Source organism: Escherichia sp. KTE31, from assembly GCF_000407925.1.
In the GTDB taxonomy this organism is placed as follows: domain Bacteria; phylum Pseudomonadota; class Gammaproteobacteria; order Enterobacterales; family Enterobacteriaceae; genus Escherichia; species Escherichia ruysiae.
In genome coordinates this window covers 479,139-497,665 of record NZ_KE136725.1, presented here as the reverse complement: position 1 = coordinate 497,665, position 18,527 = coordinate 479,139, and the positions used below count along the sequence as shown (strand labels likewise).

General features: G+C 51.5%; 17 protein-coding genes. 14 read left to right on the top strand and 3 right to left on the bottom strand.

Features of this window, described 5'->3' with window-relative positions; all coding sequences use genetic code 11:
- Nucleotides 1-21: 21 nt before the first annotated feature.
- The 11 genes from rseA (at nt 22) to shoB (ending at nt 9,449) form a co-directional block, all read left to right on the top strand.
- Nucleotides 22-672: an anti-sigma-E factor RseA gene (gene rseA / locus WES_RS05645; protein ID WP_001168448.1), complete on the top strand. Its 651-nt coding sequence runs from the start codon at nt 22-24 to the stop codon at nt 670-672.
- On the top strand, nt 672-1,628 hold the full coding sequence (rseB, locus tag WES_RS05650; RefSeq protein WP_000812043.1) for a sigma-E factor regulatory protein RseB: 957 nt from the start codon (nt 672-674) through the stop codon (nt 1,626-1,628). Before rseA ends, rseB begins: the two co-directional genes overlap by 1 nt.
- On the top strand, nt 1,625-2,104 hold the full coding sequence (gene rseC / locus WES_RS05655; RefSeq protein ID WP_000589061.1) for a SoxR-reducing system protein RseC: 480 nt from the start codon (nt 1,625-1,627) through the stop codon (nt 2,102-2,104). Before rseB ends, rseC begins: the two co-directional genes overlap by 4 nt.
- A 197-nt stretch (nt 2,105-2,301) precedes the next feature.
- Nucleotides 2,302-4,101 (top strand): translation elongation factor 4, encoded by a 1,800-nt coding sequence (gene lepA / locus WES_RS05660; protein ID WP_000790174.1) that lies wholly within the window; start codon nt 2,302-2,304, stop codon nt 4,099-4,101.
- A 15-nt stretch (nt 4,102-4,116) separates the two neighbouring features.
- Nucleotides 4,117-5,091, top strand: coding sequence for a signal peptidase I (gene lepB / locus WES_RS05665; RefSeq protein WP_000002551.1), 975 nt, complete (start codon nt 4,117-4,119; stop codon nt 5,089-5,091).
- Nucleotides 5,092-5,363: 272 nt separating this feature from the next.
- Complete coding sequence (gene rnc, locus WES_RS05670; RefSeq protein WP_001068343.1) at nt 5,364-6,044, top strand: ribonuclease III; 681 nt, start codon at nt 5,364-5,366, stop codon at nt 6,042-6,044.
- Nucleotides 6,041-6,946 carry a GTPase Era gene (gene era, locus WES_RS05675; protein WP_000020738.1) on the top strand — a complete coding sequence of 302 codons (906 nt, stop codon included), beginning with the start codon at nt 6,041-6,043 and terminating at the stop codon, nt 6,944-6,946. The genes rnc and era overlap by 4 nt, the downstream gene beginning before the upstream one ends.
- 131 nt (nt 6,947-7,077) lie before the next feature.
- Nucleotides 7,078-7,806 (top strand): DNA repair protein RecO, encoded by a 729-nt coding sequence (gene recO / locus WES_RS05680; protein WP_024191157.1) that lies wholly within the window; start codon nt 7,078-7,080, stop codon nt 7,804-7,806.
- 11 nt (nt 7,807-7,817) lie between these two features.
- The gene (pdxJ, locus tag WES_RS05685) at nt 7,818-8,549 is read left to right on the top strand and encodes a pyridoxine 5'-phosphate synthase (protein WP_002431672.1); all 732 of its coding nucleotides are present in this window, start codon (nt 7,818-7,820) and stop codon (nt 8,547-8,549) included.
- Nucleotides 8,549-8,929, top strand: coding sequence for a holo-ACP synthase (acpS, locus tag WES_RS05690; protein WP_000986026.1), 381 nt, complete (start codon nt 8,549-8,551; stop codon nt 8,927-8,929). Before pdxJ ends, acpS begins: the two co-directional genes overlap by 1 nt.
- Nucleotides 8,930-9,368: 439 nt before the next feature.
- A complete protein-coding gene (shoB, locus tag WES_RS0121655) occupies nt 9,369-9,449 on the top strand; it encodes a type I toxin-antitoxin system toxin ShoB (RefSeq protein ID WP_000128779.1) in 81 nt (26 codons plus the stop codon).
- Between the two features lie 190 nt (nt 9,450-9,639).
- On the opposite strand, the gene yfhL is transcribed toward shoB, so the two are convergent.
- Both yfhL and WES_RS05700 read right to left on the bottom strand, forming a co-directional pair.
- Nucleotides 9,640-9,900, bottom strand: coding sequence for a 4Fe-4S dicluster ferredoxin YfhL (gene yfhL / locus WES_RS05695; protein ID WP_001196294.1), 261 nt, complete (start codon nt 9,898-9,900; stop codon nt 9,640-9,642).
- 55 nt (nt 9,901-9,955) lie between these two features.
- On the bottom strand, nt 9,956-10,804 hold the full coding sequence (locus WES_RS05700) for a MurR/RpiR family transcriptional regulator (protein ID WP_016158803.1): 849 nt from the start codon (nt 10,802-10,804) through the stop codon (nt 9,956-9,958).
- Between the two features lie 208 nt (nt 10,805-11,012).
- Here WES_RS05700 and yfhb point away from each other — a divergent pair, with 208 nt between their 5' ends.
- Both yfhb and tadA read left to right on the top strand, forming a co-directional pair.
- Nucleotides 11,013-11,648, top strand: a complete 636-nt coding sequence (yfhb, locus tag WES_RS05705) for a phosphatidylglycerophosphatase C (protein ID WP_000190662.1) — start codon at nt 11,013-11,015, stop codon at nt 11,646-11,648.
- 57 nt (nt 11,649-11,705) lie between these two features.
- Nucleotides 11,706-12,209, top strand: a complete 504-nt coding sequence (gene tadA / locus WES_RS05710; protein ID WP_016158802.1) for a tRNA adenosine(34) deaminase TadA — start codon at nt 11,706-11,708, stop codon at nt 12,207-12,209.
- Here tadA and mltF read toward each other — a convergent pair.
- Nucleotides 12,206-13,762: a membrane-bound lytic murein transglycosylase MltF gene (gene mltF, locus WES_RS05715; protein ID WP_016158801.1), complete on the bottom strand. Its 1,557-nt coding sequence runs from the start codon at nt 13,760-13,762 to the stop codon at nt 12,206-12,208. The genes tadA and mltF overlap by 4 nt on opposite strands.
- 257 nt (nt 13,763-14,019) lie before the next feature.
- On the opposite strand from mltF, the gene purL reads away from it, so the two are divergent.
- Nucleotides 14,020-17,907, top strand: coding sequence for a phosphoribosylformylglycinamidine synthase (purL, locus tag WES_RS05720; protein ID WP_016158800.1), 3,888 nt, complete (start codon nt 14,020-14,022; stop codon nt 17,905-17,907).
- The last annotated feature ends 620 nt before the right edge of the window (nt 17,908-18,527 follow it).

Below are 18,527 nucleotides of genomic sequence, written 5' to 3'. Positions count from 1 at the left end.
TACTGGATAAGGGTATTAGGCATGCAGAAAGAACAACTTTCCGCTTTAATGGATGGCGAAACGCTGGATAGTGAGCTGCTTAACGAACTGGCTCACAACCCGGAAATGCAGAAAACCTGGGAAAACTATCACTTAATCCGTGACTCTATGCGGGGTGATACTCCCGAGGTGCTTCATTTCGATATCTCTTCCCGCGTGATGGCTGCCATTGAAGAAGAGCCAGTACGTCAACCGACGACATTGATCCCAGAGGCTCAGCCTGCACCGCATCAATGGCAGAAAATGCCATTTTGGCAGAAAGTACGTCCATGGGCGGCACAGCTTACCCAAATGGGCGTAGCAGCGTGCGTATCGCTTGCAGTTATCGTTGGCGTCCAGCACTATAATGGACAATCTGAAACGTCCCAGCAGCCCGAAACTCCGGTATTTAATACTCTGCCGATGATGGGTAAAGCCAGTCCGGTAAGTCTGGGAGTGCCTTCTGAAGCGACCGCGAATAATGGTCAACAGCAGCAGGTACAGGAGCAGCGTCGTCGCATTAATGCCATGTTACAGGATTACGAACTGCAACGTCGACTTCACTCCGAACAGCTTCAGTTTGAGCAGGCACAAACACAGCAAGCCGCTGTACAGGTGCCAGGAATTCAAACTTTAGGAACGCAATCGCAGTAATGAAGCAACTTTGGTTTGCCATGTCATTAGTGACAGGTAGCCTGTTATTCTCTGCTAACGCCTCGGCCACCCCTGCGTCCGGGGCGTTATTACAGCAGATGAACCTGGCTAGTCAGTCACTGAATTACGAGCTGTCATTCATCAGCATCAATAAACAAGGTGTTGAGTCCCTGCGTTATCGACATGCACGCCTCGATAACCGTCCTCTTGCACAGTTGTTGCAAATGGATGGGCCGCGTCGGGAAGTGGTACAGCGCGGCAATGAAATCAGCTATTTTGAACCGGGCCTTGAACCGTTCACACTTAATGGCGATTACATTGTTGATTCTCTGCCATCACTCATCTATACCGATTTCAAACGCCTTTCTCCTTACTACGACTTTATCTCCGTGGGGCGCACGCGTATTGCTGACCGCTTATGTGAGGTAATCCGCGTAGTCGCCCGTGATGGCACACGCTACAGCTACATCGTATGGATGGACACCGAATCGAAATTACCGATGCGGGTAGATCTCCTTGATCGCGATGGTGAAACGCTGGAACAATTCCGTGTGATTGCTTTCAACGTCAATCAGGATATCAGCAGCAGTATGCAGACGCTGGCGAAGGCGAACTTGCCACCGCTGCTTTCTGTACCAGTGGGGGAAAAAGCCAAATTTAACTGGGCTCCAACCTGGTTGCCACAGGGGTTTAGCGAAGTTTCCAGCAGTCGGCGTCCGCTACCGACGATGGACAACATGCCTATCGAATCACGTCTCTATTCCGACGGATTATTCAGCTTTTCGGTAAACGTTAACCGTGCTACGCCATCGAGCACCGACCAGATGTTGCGCACCGGACGCAGAACCGTTAGTACCAGCGTACGTGATAACGCCGAAATCACCATTGTTGGTGAACTGCCACCGCAAACGGCGAAGCGCATTGCCGAGAATATTAAGTTTGGGGCAGGGCAATGATTAAAGAGTGGGCCACTGTCGTCTCCTGGAAAAACGGGCAGGCGCTGGTCAGTTGTGATGTCAAAGCCTCATGCAGCAGCTGCGCTTCCCGTGCTGGTTGCGGTAGCCGCGTGTTGAATAAACTTGGCCCGCAAACCACACATACCATCGTCGTACCCTGTGATGAACCGTTAGTGCCGGGGCAAAAAGTGGAATTAGGAATCGCCGAAGGCAGCCTGCTCAGCTCCGCATTACTGGTTTATATGTCGCCGCTAGTGGGATTATTCCTCATCGCTTCGTTATTTCAGCTACTCTTTGCTTCAGATATTGCAGCATTATGCGGTGCGATTCTCGGCGGCGTTGGCGGATTCCTCATTGCGCGTGGACACTCACGTAAGTTTGCTGCCCGGGCAGAATGGCAACCTGTCATCTTAAGCGTGGCATTGCCACCTGGCCTTGTGCGATTTGAAACATCTTCGGAAGACGCGAGCCAGTGATTTCACTGGCTTTGTTGTATTTTGCATAACAAATGCGAGGACGTTTCCAGATACCACAATCCATACGGTATGAACATTTCCTCGCCTCAATGTTGTAGTGTAGAATGCGGCGTTTCTATTAATACAGACGTTAAGCTCAGAACAGCGACTTCTAAAAGCCTGGTTAACCGGGCATTAAGGCACAATAATCATACTTTATGAAGAATATACGTAACTTTTCGATCATAGCTCACATTGACCACGGTAAATCGACGCTGTCTGACCGTATTATCCAGATCTGCGGTGGCCTGTCTGACCGTGAAATGGAGGCACAGGTTCTCGATTCCATGGATCTTGAGCGTGAGCGTGGCATAACTATCAAAGCGCAGAGCGTGACGCTGGACTATAAAGCGTCCGATGGCGAAACCTATCAACTTAACTTTATCGACACCCCAGGTCATGTGGACTTCTCTTATGAAGTATCGCGTTCGCTGGCCGCTTGTGAAGGCGCATTGCTGGTGGTTGACGCCGGGCAGGGCGTAGAAGCGCAAACCCTGGCAAACTGCTACACCGCAATGGAAATGGATCTCGAGGTAGTGCCGGTACTGAACAAGATTGACCTGCCGGCAGCCGATCCTGAACGCGTGGCGGAAGAAATTGAAGATATCGTTGGAATCGACGCCACCGACGCAGTGCGTTGCTCGGCGAAAACCGGCGTTGGTGTGCAGGACGTTCTTGAACGTCTGGTGCGCGACATCCCACCGCCGGAAGGCGATCCGGAAGGCCCGTTGCAGGCTCTGATTATCGACTCCTGGTTCGACAACTACCTGGGCGTTGTTTCACTTATCCGTATTAAAAACGGCACCCTGCGTAAGGGCGACAAAGTGAAAGTCATGAGTACCGGGCAGACTTATAACGCCGACCGTCTGGGTATTTTCACGCCGAAGCAAGTTGACCGTACAGAGCTGAAATGTGGCGAAGTAGGCTGGTTGGTATGTGCGATTAAAGATATCCACGGCGCACCAGTCGGTGACACCTTAACGCTGGCGCGTAATCCGGCAGAAAAGGCGCTGCCAGGATTTAAGAAAGTTAAACCGCAGGTTTACGCCGGTCTGTTCCCGGTAAGTTCCGACGACTATGAAGCCTTCCGCGATGCGCTGGGTAAATTGAGTCTCAACGATGCCTCTTTGTTCTACGAGCCGGAAAGCTCCACGGCGCTGGGCTTTGGTTTCCGCTGCGGCTTCCTCGGCCTGCTGCACATGGAGATTATTCAGGAACGTCTGGAACGCGAGTACGATCTTGACCTGATTACTACCGCTCCGACAGTAGTGTATGAAGTAGAAACTACGGGGAAAGAAGTTATCTACGTCGATAGCCCGTCTAAGCTGCCTGCGGTAAATAACATCTACGAACTGCGCGAGCCGATTGCAGAGTGTCACATGCTGCTGCCGCAGGCGTATCTTGGTAACGTCATTACGTTGTGCGTAGAAAAACGCGGCGTACAGACCAACATGGTTTATCACGGGAACCAGGTGGCACTGACGTATGAGATCCCGATGGCTGAAGTGGTACTCGACTTCTTCGATCGCCTGAAATCTACCTCGCGTGGTTATGCGTCTTTGGATTACAACTTCAAACGCTTCCAGGCGTCCGACATGGTGCGTGTTGACGTTTTAATCAACGGTGAACGTGTTGATGCGCTGGCGTTGATCACCCACCGTGATAATTCGCAAAACCGTGGTCGCGAGCTGGTGGAGAAGATGAAAGATCTGATCCCCCGCCAGCAGTTTGATATCGCCATTCAGGCTGCGATTGGAACGCACATCATTGCGCGTTCTACCGTGAAACAGCTGCGTAAAAACGTACTGGCCAAATGTTATGGCGGCGATATCAGCCGTAAGAAAAAGCTGCTGCAGAAGCAGAAAGAAGGTAAGAAACGCATGAAGCAGATCGGTAACGTCGAACTGCCGCAGGAAGCGTTCCTCGCCATTCTGCACGTCGGCAAAGACAACAAATAACCATTAGGAGTTGGCATGGCGAATATGTTTGCCCTGATTCTGGTGATTGCCACACTGGTGACGGGCATTTTGTGGTGCGTGGATAAATTCTTTTTCGCACCTAAACGGCGGGAACGTCAGGCAGCAGCGCAAGCGGCTGCCGGGGACTCACTGGATAAAGCAACGCTGAAAAAAGTTGTGCCGAAGCCTGGTTGGCTGGAAACCGGCGCTTCTGTATTTCCGGTGCTGGCTATCGTATTGATTGTGCGTTCGTTTATTTATGAACCGTTCCAGATCCCGTCAGGTTCGATGATGCCGACTCTGTTAATCGGTGACTTTATTCTGGTAGAGAAGTTTGCTTACGGCATTAAAGACCCTATCTACCAGAAAACGCTGATCGAAACCGGTCATCCGAAACGTGGCGATATTGTGGTCTTTAAATACCCGGAAGATCCAAAGCTTGATTACATCAAGCGTGCGGTGGGATTACCGGGCGATAAAGTCACTTACGATCCGGTCGCGAAAGAAGTGACTATTCAACCGGGATGCAGTTCCGGTCAGGCGTGTGAAAACGCGTTGCCGGTCACCTATTCCAACGTGGAGCCGAGCGATTTCGTACAGACCTTCTCACGTCGTAACGGCGGGGAAGCAACCAGCGGATTCTTTGAGGTGCCGAAAAACGAAACTAAAGAAAATGGTATTCGTCTTTCTGAACGTAAAGAGACACTGGGCGATGTAACGCATCGTATCCTGACCGTGCCGATTGCGCAGGATCAGGTGGGGATGTATTACCAGCAACCAGGACAACAACTGGCAACCTGGATTGTTCCGCCAGGGCAATACTTCATGATGGGTGATAATCGCGATAACAGCGCGGACAGCCGTTACTGGGGCTTTGTGCCGGAAGCGAATCTGGTCGGTCGGGCAACGGCTATCTGGATGAGTTTCGATAAGCAAGAAGGTGAATGGCCGACAGGCGTGCGCTTAAGTCGCATTGGTGGCATTCACTAATTGCTGTTATCCGTTCACGTTGTCGCCGTTATGGCGACAACGTGAATTATTTATGAGATAAATCTCCCGTGGCTAACGACATCCCCCGTCGTTGTGTATAGAATATTCCCCCGAAGTTTAAGGTTGGCACCTCCAGGTCGCCACGGCACACGAAACAGCGTTGGTCCCCATATACAGGTCAACTGAAACTGCTGCAAAGCTGTTAGCAGAACCCTGCATATCAGGTCTGTTTCGTGTGCTGAATTGTTGACGCATTTATTTATTGGTATCGCATGAACCCCATCGTAATTAATCGGCTTCAACGGAAGCTGGGCTACACTTTTAATCATCAGGAGCTGTTGCAGCAGGCATTAACCCATCGTAGTGCCAGCAGCAAACATAACGAGCGTTTAGAATTTTTAGGCGACTCTATTTTGAGCTACGTTATCGCCAATGCGCTGTATCACCGTTTCCCTCGTGTGGATGAAGGGGATATGAGCCGGATGCGCGCCACGCTGGTCCGTGGCAATACGCTGGCAGAACTGGCGCGTGAATTTGAGTTAGGTGAGTGCTTACGTTTAGGGCCGGGTGAACTTAAAAGCGGTGGATTTCGTCGCGAGTCGATTCTTGCTGACACCGTCGAAGCATTAATTGGCGGCGTATTCCTCGACAGCGATATTCAGACCGTCGAGAAATTAATCCTTAACTGGTATCAAACCCGTCTGGACGAAATTAGCCCAGGCGATAAACAAAAAGATCCGAAAACGCGCTTGCAAGAATATTTGCAGGGGCGCCATCTGCCTCTGCCAACTTATCTGGTAGTTCAGGTACGTGGCGAAGCGCACGATCAGGAATTTACTATCCACTGCCAGGTTAGCGGCCTGAGCGAACCGGTGGTTGGCACAGGTTCAAGCCGTCGTAAGGCTGAACAGGCTGCCGCCGAACAGGCGTTGAAAAAACTGGAGCTGGAATGAGCATCGATAAAAGTTACTGCGGATTTATTGCCATCGTCGGACGTCCGAACGTTGGCAAATCCACACTGCTGAACAAACTGTTGGGGCAGAAAATCTCCATCACTTCCCGCAAAGCGCAGACAACCCGTCACCGCATTGTGGGTATCCATACTGAAGGCGCGTATCAGGCGATCTACGTCGATACCCCGGGTCTGCATATGGAAGAAAAACGCGCCATTAACCGCCTGATGAACAAAGCGGCGAGCAGCTCCATTGGCGACGTTGAGCTGGTGATTTTTGTCGTTGAAGGCACCCGCTGGACGCCGGACGATGAAATGGTGCTCAACAAGCTGCGTGATGGCAAAGCGCCGGTGATCCTCGCGGTGAACAAAGTGGACAACGTGCAGGAAAAAGCCGATCTGCTGCCGCATCTGCAGTTCCTGGCAAGCCAGATGAATTTCCTCGATATTGTGCCGATCTCTGCCGAAACCGGGCTGAATGTTGACACTATTGCGGCAATCGTGCGTAAGCATCTGCCGGAAGCGACCCATCACTTCCCGGAAGATTACATTACCGATCGCTCGCAGCGATTTATGGCCTCTGAAATCATCCGTGAAAAGCTGATGCGTTTCCTCGGTGCAGAACTGCCGTACTCCGTGACCGTGGAAATCGAACGTTTTGTCACCAATGAACGCGGCGGCTATGACATCAACGGCTTGATTCTCGTTGAGCGCGAAGGGCAGAAGAAGATGGTGATTGGCAACAAAGGGGCCAAGATCAAAACCATCGGGATTGAAGCGCGTAAAGACATGCAGGAAATGTTCGAAGCGCCTGTCCACCTTGAGCTGTGGGTGAAAGTGAAATCCGGCTGGGCCGACGACGAACGTGCGCTGCGTAGTCTCGGTTACGTTGACGATCTCTAATTAGCATACTCTATGACTTTCGAGGTGCAGGAAGGCGGCAAGACCGTGAATCCCTGGTCACTTGCTAAAGTAAGTGACCAGGGGGAACAGTTGCAGCCAGGGCACCTGCAACTTGAAAGGCGACGAGTATGATGGAGGGCTGGCAGCGCGCATTTGTCCTGCATAGTCGCCCGTGGAGCGAAACCAGCCTGATGCTGGACGTCTTTACGGAGGAATCGGGACGCGTGCGTCTGGTTGCCAAAGGCGCACGTTCAAAACGTTCTACCCTGAAAGGTGCATTGCAGCCTTTCACGCCTCTTTTACTACGCTTCGGCGGTCGCGGTGAAGTCAAAACGCTGCGCAGTGCCGAAGCTGTCTCGCTGGCGCTGCCATTAAGTGGTGTTACGCTTTACAGCGGTCTGTACATCAACGAACTTCTCTCCCGCGTTCTGGAATACGAGACGCGCTTCTCGGAACTCTTTTTCGATTACTTGCACTGCATTCAGTCTCTGGCAGGTGCCACTGGTACGCCAGAACCGGCGCTGCGCCGCTTTGAGCTGGCGCTGCTCGGGCATCTGGGTTATGGGGTCAACTTTACCCATTGCGCAGGTAGCGGTGAGCCGGTAGATGACACCATGACGTATCGTTATCGCGAAGAAAAAGGATTTATCGCCAGTGTAGTTATCGACAATAAAACTTTCACCGGGAGGCAGTTGAAAGCGTTACACGCGCGGGAATTTCCTGACGCCGACACATTGCGAGCAGCGAAACGCTTTACCCGCATGGCGCTTAAGCCTTATCTTGGCGGTAAACCTTTAAAAAGCAGGGAACTGTTCCGGCAGTTTATGCCTAAGCGAACGGTGAAAACACATAATGACTGATGAGGATTGTCATGGCTGAATTACTGTTAGGCGTCAACATTGACCATATCGCAACGCTGCGTAATGCGCGTGGTACTGCTTATCCAGACCCGGTACAGGCGGCGTTTATTGCCGAGCAGGCGGGTGCTGATGGCATTACCGTGCATTTGCGCGAAGATCGTCGCCACATTACCGACCGCGATGTGCGAATCCTGCGTCAGACGCTGGATACCCGCATGAATCTGGAAATGGCGGTGACCGAAGAGATGCTGGCGATTGCCGTTGAGACGAAGCCGCATTTTTGCTGCCTGGTACCGGAAAAGCGTCAGGAAGTGACAACTGAAGGCGGCCTGGACGTTGCAGGTCAGCGTGACAAAATGCGCGATGCTTGCAAACGTCTGGCAGATGCCGGGATTCAGGTTTCTCTGTTTATTGACGCCGATGAAGAACAAATTAAAGCTGCCGCTGAGGTTGGCGCACCGTTTATCGAGATCCACACCGGTTGTTATGCCGATGCCAAAACTGATGCCGAACAGGCGCAAGAGCTGGCGCGTATTGCCAAAGCTGCGGCCTTTGCCGCAAGCCTCGGTCTGAAAGTTAATGCCGGTCACGGCCTGACCTATCACAACGTGAAAGCCATTGCTGCCATCCCTGAGATGCACGAACTGAATATCGGACATGCCATTATCGGTCGTGCGGTGATGACCGGACTGAAAGATGCGGTGGCAGAAATGAAGCGTCTGATGCTGGAAGCGCGTGGCTAATGGCAATATTAGGTTTAGGCACGGATATCGTGGAGATCGCCCGTATTGAAGCGGTGATCGCCCGATCCGGTGATCGGCTGGCACGACGCGTATTAAGCGATAATGAATGGGAGATCTGGAAAACGCACCATCAGCCGGTGCGTTTTCTGGCGAAGCGTTTTGCCGTGAAAGAAGCGGCGGCAAAAGCGTTTGGTACTGGGATCCGCAATGGCCTGGCATTTAATCAGTTTGAAGTGTTCAACGATGAACTCGGCAAGCCACGGCTGCGGTTGTGGGGCGAGGCGTTAAAATTGGCAGAAAAGCTGGGTGTCGCACATATGCATGTGACGCTGGCAGATGAACGCCACTATGCTTGCGCCACGGTAATAATTGAAAGTTAAAACTCTTTCTCGAACACCTAAATAATACCGTTCTTTTAAAAAGTAAAACCCCCGAACTGGTAAGGAACGGGGGTTTTACTTTACAACTTTAAAATTTTGCAGCACACGATTCCAACGAAAATGATTATGGATCAATTTATCTGACCTGTACAAGCAACTTGCAATCTCTGACATAAAATATTCGAGCCGGGACGAAGAATTTAATATTGATGAGAAGATTAACGTGACCGCTTTTTCATAAGTACATTAGAATCGGCGTCGTTATTGGAGATTTTGCTGTGTTCTACACCATACCACTGAATTCCCCCATTGAAACGAGTGGTGTCGTCAAAGCTCTGGTGTGGAGTGCAGCACTCGATTCCAATAACTCGCACGTTCAGTTTTGGGGAGATGTAAGGGCTAATCTGAACGGCTGCATTCCTTGTTTAAGGAAAAACGAATGACTGATTGTCGATACCTTATTAAACGGGTTATTAAAGTCGTCATTGCTGTTTTACAGCTGATCCTTCTGTTCTTGTAACATCAGGAAACGTACTTAAGGCGCGTCGGCTTAACCAGCCAGACGCGCCTTTAATAATAATTAAGTGTCTGCGCAGATATTATCGAAATTCATTTAATGAATGTTTTTATTAATGACATCATAAAAATAAATATAATAATTTCGTTTTTACACGAGTGAATAAGCAATATCCTGCTCCAGAGGAAAAATACTAAATCTTATCCGCATGATGCATCAGCACAAACTTGTCCCACAACTGTTCTTCTGTTTCAACATGCGCCGGATCTTTCACAATAGTATTGGGGATCGGGCACACTTTCTGGCAGGTTGGCGTCTCGTAATGACCTACACATTCGGTACACTTGTCGCTGTTAATCTCGTAGATATGTTCACCCATCGAAATCGCCTCATTCGGGCATTCGGGTTCACACATATCACAATTGATGCATTTTTTAGTGATTAACAGCGCCATAAGGAAACTCTCAAAACAACACAAACCGGGCGGGCATTATACGCGCATTCTTTACTCAAACCAGTTTTTTCACCAGCGCCTCACTATGACGAATACGTTCTGGTGCCAGTTCCAGATCCTGCTGGATCAGCGCAATGAACAGCAAATCCGTTAACATTCCCTGAGCATGACATGCGGAGATCGAAGCACTGTTTGTCGCTTGTTCTTCGGCAATGGTATACAGGCAATGAGAAGCGCGCTGTTGCAGGGCATTGGGGGTGAAACCGGTGATTGCCAGCACTTTTCCACCCACTCGCAGCATTTCATCTGCTGCCAGGTTTAACTCGCGCCGTACACCTGTGTATGAGATGGCTAATAACAAATCGTCCGGTGACGAAGCTTGCACTGTAGCAAGCAACGCGTGCATATCACGCTCAGCGGCAGCATTAAAACCTATCTTCATCAGCTTCCAGGCAAAATTCTGCGCCACCAGACCGGAAGCGCCGATACCAGTCAGAATAACCCGTCGCGCAGAACGAAGCATCGACACGCATTCATGTAGCTTCTCCTCGCTATTGACGTTCAGTGTTGCGTACATGGCAGCCGTGTTTTCTTTAATCAGCTTTTCGCCAACCAGCCGTAACGGATCATCATCGCGAATTTGGTTATGAATGGGTACGGAGGGCGATTCCGGTTGGCTTGCCAGAGCTTCGCTTAACGCCAATTTAAGTGCCGGAAAACCTTTATAGCCAAGTTTTTGCGCGAACTTCACTACGCTGGACTGACTGACTCCGGCTTCGTTGGCCAGTTGTTGGGAACTAAGGTGGCGGGCAGTGTCCGGTTGTAGCAGGAGATAGTCCGCCAGCTTTTTATCACTCTGGGCAAGCCCCTGGTAACGCTGACGGATACGAAGTAAGCCGTTCATATCTTTCCTCGCGATGAATTAATGGCGACAACAGGCAATATGAGACACAAGCGAGAGAATATTATATTCCATCAAAGTTAATTGCCATGAATTAAAAATTCCAGTCAACCATTATGCGATAGATTGTTGCCGGAAAAGTGATGATCTATCTGTTAGGCTATCTGGTAGTGAAAATTAATCAGGATGTATCAGTCCAGAGGGGTATGGTTTGGCAACTCACGAGCGCCGTGTGGTGTTTTTTGACTTAGATGGAACATTGCATCAACAGGATATGTTCGGCAGTTTTCTGCGCTACTTACTGCGCCGACAGCCGCTGAATGCGTTACTTGTTCTGCCGCTGTTGCCGGTCATTGTCATTGCATTATTAATCAAGGGGCGAGCGGCACGTTGGCCGATGAGTCTGCTGCTATGGGGCTGTACCTTTGGTCATAGCGAAGCACGTTTACAGGCGTTACAAGCCGATTTCGTGCATTGGTTTCGCGACAATGTTACGGCGTTCCCGCTAGTGCAGGAACGCCTGACCAGCTATTTGCTAAGCTCCGATGCTGACATTTGGTTGATTACCGGTTCCCCTCAGGCTTTGGTCGAAGCGGTTTATTTCGATACGCCGTGGCTGCCACGCGTTAATCTTATCGCCAGTCAGATCCAGCGCGGTTATGGCGGCTGGGTGCTGACTATGCGCTGTCTTGGCCATGAAAAGGTCGCGCAACTGGAACGCAAAATCGGCACACCGCTGCGGCTGTACAGTGGCTATAGCGACAGTAATCAGGACAATCCGCTACTCTATTTTTGTCAGCATCGCTGGCGGGTAACGCCTCGCGGTGAACTCCAGCAACTGGAATAGAGTAAAGCATAGCGTCCGTGTATAATGCGCCGCGCTTTTATAACCGGAGTTTTCTTTTTGTCTGAAGTCGAATTTAGCCACGAATACTGGATGCGTCATGCGCTGACGCTGGCGAAACGTGCCTGGGACGAGCGAGAAGTGCCGGTCGGCGCGGTATTAGTGCATAACAATCGCGTAATCGGCGAAGGATGGAATCGTCCGATAGGACGTCATGATCCTACTGCACATGCAGAAATCATGGCGCTGCGGCAAGGAGGGCTGGTGATGCAGAATTATCGCCTGATCGACGCCACGTTGTATGTCACGCTGGAGCCATGCGTGATGTGTGCCGGAGCGATGATCCACAGCCGTATTGGTCGCGTAGTCTTTGGCGCGCGTGATGCGAAAACTGGCGCAGCCGGATCATTAATGGATGTGCTGCACCATCCCGGTATGAATCATCGAGTGGAAATTACGGAAGGAATACTGGCGGATGAGTGCGCGGCGCTACTCAGCGATTTTTTCCGAATGCGCCGCCAGGAAATCAAAGCGCAGAAAAAAGCGCAACCCGCTACAGATTAATTTTGCTTTTCTTCACTCCCTTTCCTGGAAAACAGTAGAGAAGGGGAGTGCGTCAGATAATTAGATGACGACTGCGAAAGAAACGAGAGAAAGGGAAATTTTCCCTTACCCAATTCAGCGGGTGATACCGCCGGATAATCCTGGGCCAGCTGCATCGCCGCTTCTGTAGCCTGCTTCTCTTTCTCTTGCAGATAACCCACCAGGCTAATCTGATACTTACGAATATTTTCGACATAAGCATAGGCTTCATGCCCACGCGCATAGCCGTAAGTCAGCTTGCTGTAATAGGGTTTCTGGCTAAGTAAAGGCAGACGCTGTTTGACATCGGCCCAACTGTCAGGATTGCCTTTGGTTTTTGCTGTCAGGGCGCGGGCGTCCAGCATATGTGCATAGCCCATATTATAGGCGGCGAGCGCAAACCAGATCCGCTCATTTTCTGGCACGCTCTCTGGCACTTTACTCATCATATTCTGCAAGTAACGCGCGCCACCGCTGATGCTTTGTTCGGCATCAGTGCGGTCGGTAATGCCCAGGCTTTGCGCGGTATTTTTGGTTAACATCATCATGCCGCGTACACCGGTCGGCGAAGTGGCCTGCGCATCCCAGTGCGATTCCTGATAAGCAATAGCGGCCAGCAAACGCCAGTCAATTTCTTCGGCGTATTTCTCAAACAGAGGCTTTAACTGCGGCAGTACCGCATCAACGGCGCGTAAAAATGTGCGTGTATCAACGTAATCAAAATCATCGCCATGTCCGAGATATTTCTCTTCAATACGCGCCAGTGTGCCGTCTTCATTCATTTCATTGAAGAAATCGAGCAGAGCCGCAGAAAGCGTATTATCGTTATCTAATTGACTAAACCAGGTCACCGGTTGTTCATCGGTGATATCCAGTGCCACAGCAAGTTCCGGGTGAACGCGCTGAAACAGGCTGATAGCGACAGAATCGGCAATGGTGTAATCGAGCTTACCTTCGATAACATCTTCCATTAACTCCACAGATCCTTTTCTGTCGTCCACTCTCCAGCTTAATTCCGGGAACTTAGTCTCTTTCAGTTTTTGCAGATCGTTAATGACAACATGCCCTGGAGCGACGGACAACTGTTCTGCCGTCAGATTGCCCAGCGTCCGTGGTCGATACTGACCCACTTTATAGACCAGTTGTTGTGAAACGGAATAATAGGTTGGACCAGGCTGATAATTTTTAACCCTTTCGCTGTTATAGACCAGTCCCGCTGCCAGCAGATCGGCATCTTCGTTATCGAGATCGTCAAACAACTGGCTGATGTTCTGCCGTACGGTGACTTTCAGTTTTACGCCGAGGTAATCGGCAAACTGTTTTGCCAGTTCGTAATCCAGGCCAAAAGGTTTACCGTTGATTTCGTTATATGTCAGGGGAGTATGAATAGTGCTCACACGCAACTCTCCCCGCGCTTGTATGGCGGCGATACGATTGTCGGCTTTACCAAACCAGGGAATGGATGGCCAAAGAGCGACCGCGAGAAGCAGTGCCAGAATGCCGATGAACAGATAATTAATCTTTAATTTTTTCAATTAGTTAATTCTCTGTGTCGTGCGCGTCCCAGCCTGAAAGATTGTAATGCTAAAGAAAGGTTTAATCATAAATGAGCGGCATTTTGCGTAAACTTGCGCCAGTTGGCAACTTATTACAGAGATTGGCGGCACGCGTTGCTAATTCATGATGGTGATTTTATTTCCACGCAAACGGTTTCGTCAGCGCATCAGATTCTTTATAATGACGCCCGTTTCCCCCCCTTGGGTACACCGAAAGCTTAGAAGACGAGAGACTTATGATGGAAATTCTGCGTGGTTCGCCTGCATTGTCGGCATTCCGAATCAACAAACTGCTGGCACGTTTTCAGGCTGCCAGGCTCCCGGTTCACAACATTTACGCCGAGTATGTCCATTTTGCTGACCTCAATGCGCCGTTAAACGATGATGAGCACGCACAGCTTGAACGCCTGCTGAAATATGGCCCGGCACTCGCCAGCCACGCCCCGCAAGGCAAACTACTGCTGGTGACCCCGCGTCCTGGCACCATCTCTCCCTGGTCTTCGAAAGCGACCGATATCGCCCATAACTGCGGGCTGCAACAGGTAAACCGCCTTGAGCGCGGCGTTGCTTACTATGTAGAAGCCGGTACGCTGACTAATGAACAATGGCAGCAGGTTACCGCTGAACTGCACGACCGCATGATGGAAACGGTCTTTTTCGCTTTAGATGATGCAGAGCAGCTGTTTGCTCATCATCAACCGACTCCGGTTACCAGCGTTGATTTGTTGGGGCAGGGGCGTCAGGCGCTGATTGACGCTAACCTGCGCCTTGGTCTGGCACTGGCGGAAGATGAAATTGACTATCTGCAGGATGCTTTCACGAAGCTTGGTCGTAACCCGAACGACATAGAGCTTTATATGTTCGCCCAGGCGAACTCTGAGCACTGCCGTCATAAGATTTTTAACGCCGACTGGATTATCGACGGTGAACAGCAACCGAAATCGCTGTTCAAGATGATCAAAAACACCTTCGAAACCACGCCGGATCACGTTCTTTCTGCTTATAAAGATAACGCCGCCGTGATGGAAGGTTCTGAAGTGGGCCGCTACTTTGCTGACCACGAAACAGGTCGCTACGACTATCATCAGGAACCTGCGCATATCCTGATGAAAGTAGAAACCCACAACCACCCGACGGCGATTTCTCCGTGGCCGGGCGCGGCGACCGGTTCCGGCGGCGAAATCCGTGATGAAGGCGCAACCGGACGCGGCGCGAAGCCGAAAGCCGGTCTGGTCGGTTTCTCCGTATCCAACCTGCGTATTCCAGGCTTCGAACAGCCGTGGGAAGAAGATTTCGGTAAGCCTGAGCGCATTGTTACCGCGCTGGACATCATGACCGAAGGCCCGCTTGGCGGCGCGGCGTTTAACAACGAATTTGGTCGTCCGGCACTGAACGGCTACTTCCGTACTTATGAAGAAAAAGTGAACAGCCACAATGGCGAAGAGCTGCGCGGTTATCACAAACCGATCATGCTGGCGGGCGGGATCGGCAACATCCGCGCCGATCACGTACAAAAAGGCGAGATCAACGTTGGCGCGAAGCTGGTCGTTCTCGGCGGCCCGGCAATGAACATCGGTCTTGGCGGCGGCGCGGCGTCTTCTATGGCTTCCGGTCAGTCTGATGCCGACCTCGATTTCGCCTCTGTGCAGCGCGACAACCCGGAGATGGAACGTCGTTGCCAGGAAGTGATCGACCGCTGCTGGCAGTTGGGGGATGCCAACCCGATTCTGTTTATCCACGACGTCGGCGCGGGCGGCCTTTCTAACGCCATGCCGGAGCTGGTGAGCGACGGCGGACGCGGCGGTAAATTTGAACTGCGCGATATCCTGAGCGATGAACCGGGCATGAGCCCGCTGGAAATCTGGTGTAACGAATCCCAGGAACGTTATGTACTGGCGGTTGCTGCCGATCAGTTACCGCTGTTTGACGAACTGTGTAAACGTGAACGTGCGCCATACGCGGTGATTGGTGAAGCGACCGAAGAACTGCATCTTTCTCTGCACGATCGTCATTTTGATAATCAGCCAATCGATCTGCCGCTGGACGTGCTGCTTGGCAAAACGCCGAAGATGACCCGCGATGTACAAACGCTGAAAGCGAAGGGCGATGCGCTGGCCCGTGAAGGGATCACCATTGCTGACGCGGTGAAACGCGTGCTGCATCTGCCGACCGTGGCAGAGAAAACCTTCCTGGTGACCATCGGTGACCGCAGCGTAACTGGCATGGTAGCGCGCGATCAGATGGTGGGGCCGTGGCAGGTGCCGGTCGCTAACTGCGCGGTCACTACCGCCAGCCTCGACAGCTACTACGGTGAAGCGATGGCGATTGGCGAACGTGCGCCGGTTGCGCTGCTGGATTTTGCCGCCTCTGCCCGTCTGGCAGTTGGTGAAGCGTTAACTAACATTGCCGCAACACAGATTGGCGATATCAAACGCATTAAACTTTCCGCCAACTGGATGGCGGCAGCAGGTCATCCTGGCGAAGATGCGGGTCTGTATGAAGCAGTAAAAGCGGTGGGTGAAGAGCTTTGTCCGGCGCTCGGCCTGACGATCCCGGTGGGTAAAGATTCTATGTCGATGAAAACCCGCTGGCAGGAAGGTAACGAAGAGCGCGAAATGACGTCGCCGCTGTCGCTGGTGATTTCTGCATTTGCCCGCGTGGAAGATGTACGTCACACCATCACGCCACAGCTTTCTACCGAAGATAACGCACTGCTGCTGATTGATTTGGGCAAAGGCAATAACGCGCTGGGCGCAACGGCGCTGGCGCAGGTTTATCGTCAGCTTGGCGACAAACCGGCAGATGTACGCGATGTCGCGCAACTGAAAGGCTTCTATGACGCGATTCAGGCGCTGGTTGCACAGCGTAAGCTGCTGGCGTATCACGACCGCTCTGATGGCGGTCTGTTGGTAACGCTGGCGGAAATGGCCTTTGCTGGTCATTGTGGCATTGATGCGGATATCGCCTCTCTGGGTGACGATCGCCTGGCGGCGTTGTTTAACGAAGAACTGGGTGCGGTGATTCAGGTTCGTGCCGCTGACCGTGAAGCGGTCGAGTCCGTACTGGCACAGCACGGCCTTGCTGATTGCGTCCATTATGTCGGTCAGGCGGTTTCCGGTGACCGTTTTGTGATTACTGCCAACGGACAGGCGGTATTCAGCGAAAGCCGCACCACGTTGCGTGTCTGGTGGGCAGAAACTACCTGGCAGATGCAGCGCCTGCGTGACAACCCGGAGTGTGCCGATCAGGAGCACCAGGCGAAATCAAACGACGCCGATCCGGGTCTGAATGTGAAATTGTCGTTCGATATCAACGAGGATGTGGCGGCACCGTTTATTGCTACTGGCGCGCGCCCGAAAGTTGCCGTACTGCGTGAGCAGGGCGTGAACTCGCATGTGGAAATGGCGGCAGCGTTCCACCGTGCAGGCTTCGATGCTATCGACGTGCATATGAGCGACCTGCTGGCTGGACGCACTGGCCTGGAGGATTTCCACGCCCTGGTAGCGTGCGGCGGTTTCTCCTACGGTGACGTGCTGGGCGCCGGTGAAGGGTGGGCGAAGTCTATTCTGTTCAATGACCGTGTACGCGATGAGTTTGCAACCTTCTTCCATCGTCCGCAAACGCTGGCTCTGGGGGTATGTAACGGTTGCCAGATGATGTCTAACCTGCGCGAACTGATCCCGGGTAGTGAGTTGTGGCCACGTTTTGTGCGTAACACCTCCGATCGCTTTGAAGCGCGTTTCAGCCTGGTAGAAGTGACCCAAAGCCCGTCGCTGCTGTTGCAGGGGATGGTGGGCTCACAGATGCCGATTGCCGTTTCTCACGGTGAAGGGCGTGTGGAAGTGCGCGATGCGGCTCATCTGGCAGCATTGGAAAGCAAAGGGCTGGTGGCGCTGCGTTATGTCGATAACTTCGGCAAAGTCACCGAAACTTACCCGGCTAACCCGAACGGTTCCCCGAACGGTATTACGGCGGTCACGACTGAAAGCGGTCGTGTCACCATTATGATGCCGCACCCGGAGCGTGTTTTCCGTACTGTCAGCAACTCCTGGCATCCGGAAAACTGGGGCGAGGATGGGCCATGGATGCGTATTTTCCGCAATGCGCGTAAGCAGCTGGGTTAAGATATCGGGCAATATGCGCATCGCCTGATGCGCTATGCTTGTCTGGTTGGCTCGGATGTTTCCTGCAATGTATTGAATTTGCAATATTTTGTAGGCCGGATGTGGCGTTACACACAACCACTTAGCCAACAATTATAAGCTCCCAACACCGGGAGCTTTTTTGTGTCTGTAAATCACGACAATGTGTGATTTACCGTGTCGCTTATAGGTGACACTTAACTTGTTGATTTAATTTAAAACAAACAATTTCATCTTTGGATGTCTCTTTTAAACGACACAGTGGCTGATTTATAGCCAAACAGTGGAGTAGCCATTAATCCATCAAAGCTACATTTATCAGTACGTTATCAAACTATTTTATTTATTGGCACAGTTACTGCATAATAATAAGCAGTGGCTCATTCACCGACTTATGTCAGCCCCTTCGGGACGTGCTACATAAAATTAGAATGACGCACAACAAGGTGCCTGCCGTCCAACTTCTGATATCAGCTTAGCTATATCAACCATCGGGCGAAACGTCGAGTTAGGCACCGCCTTATTCCACAACAAAGCCGGGTAATTCCCGGCTTTGTTGTATCTGAACGTCCCCTCGGTTAGCATCAGTCTATTCGCGTCTG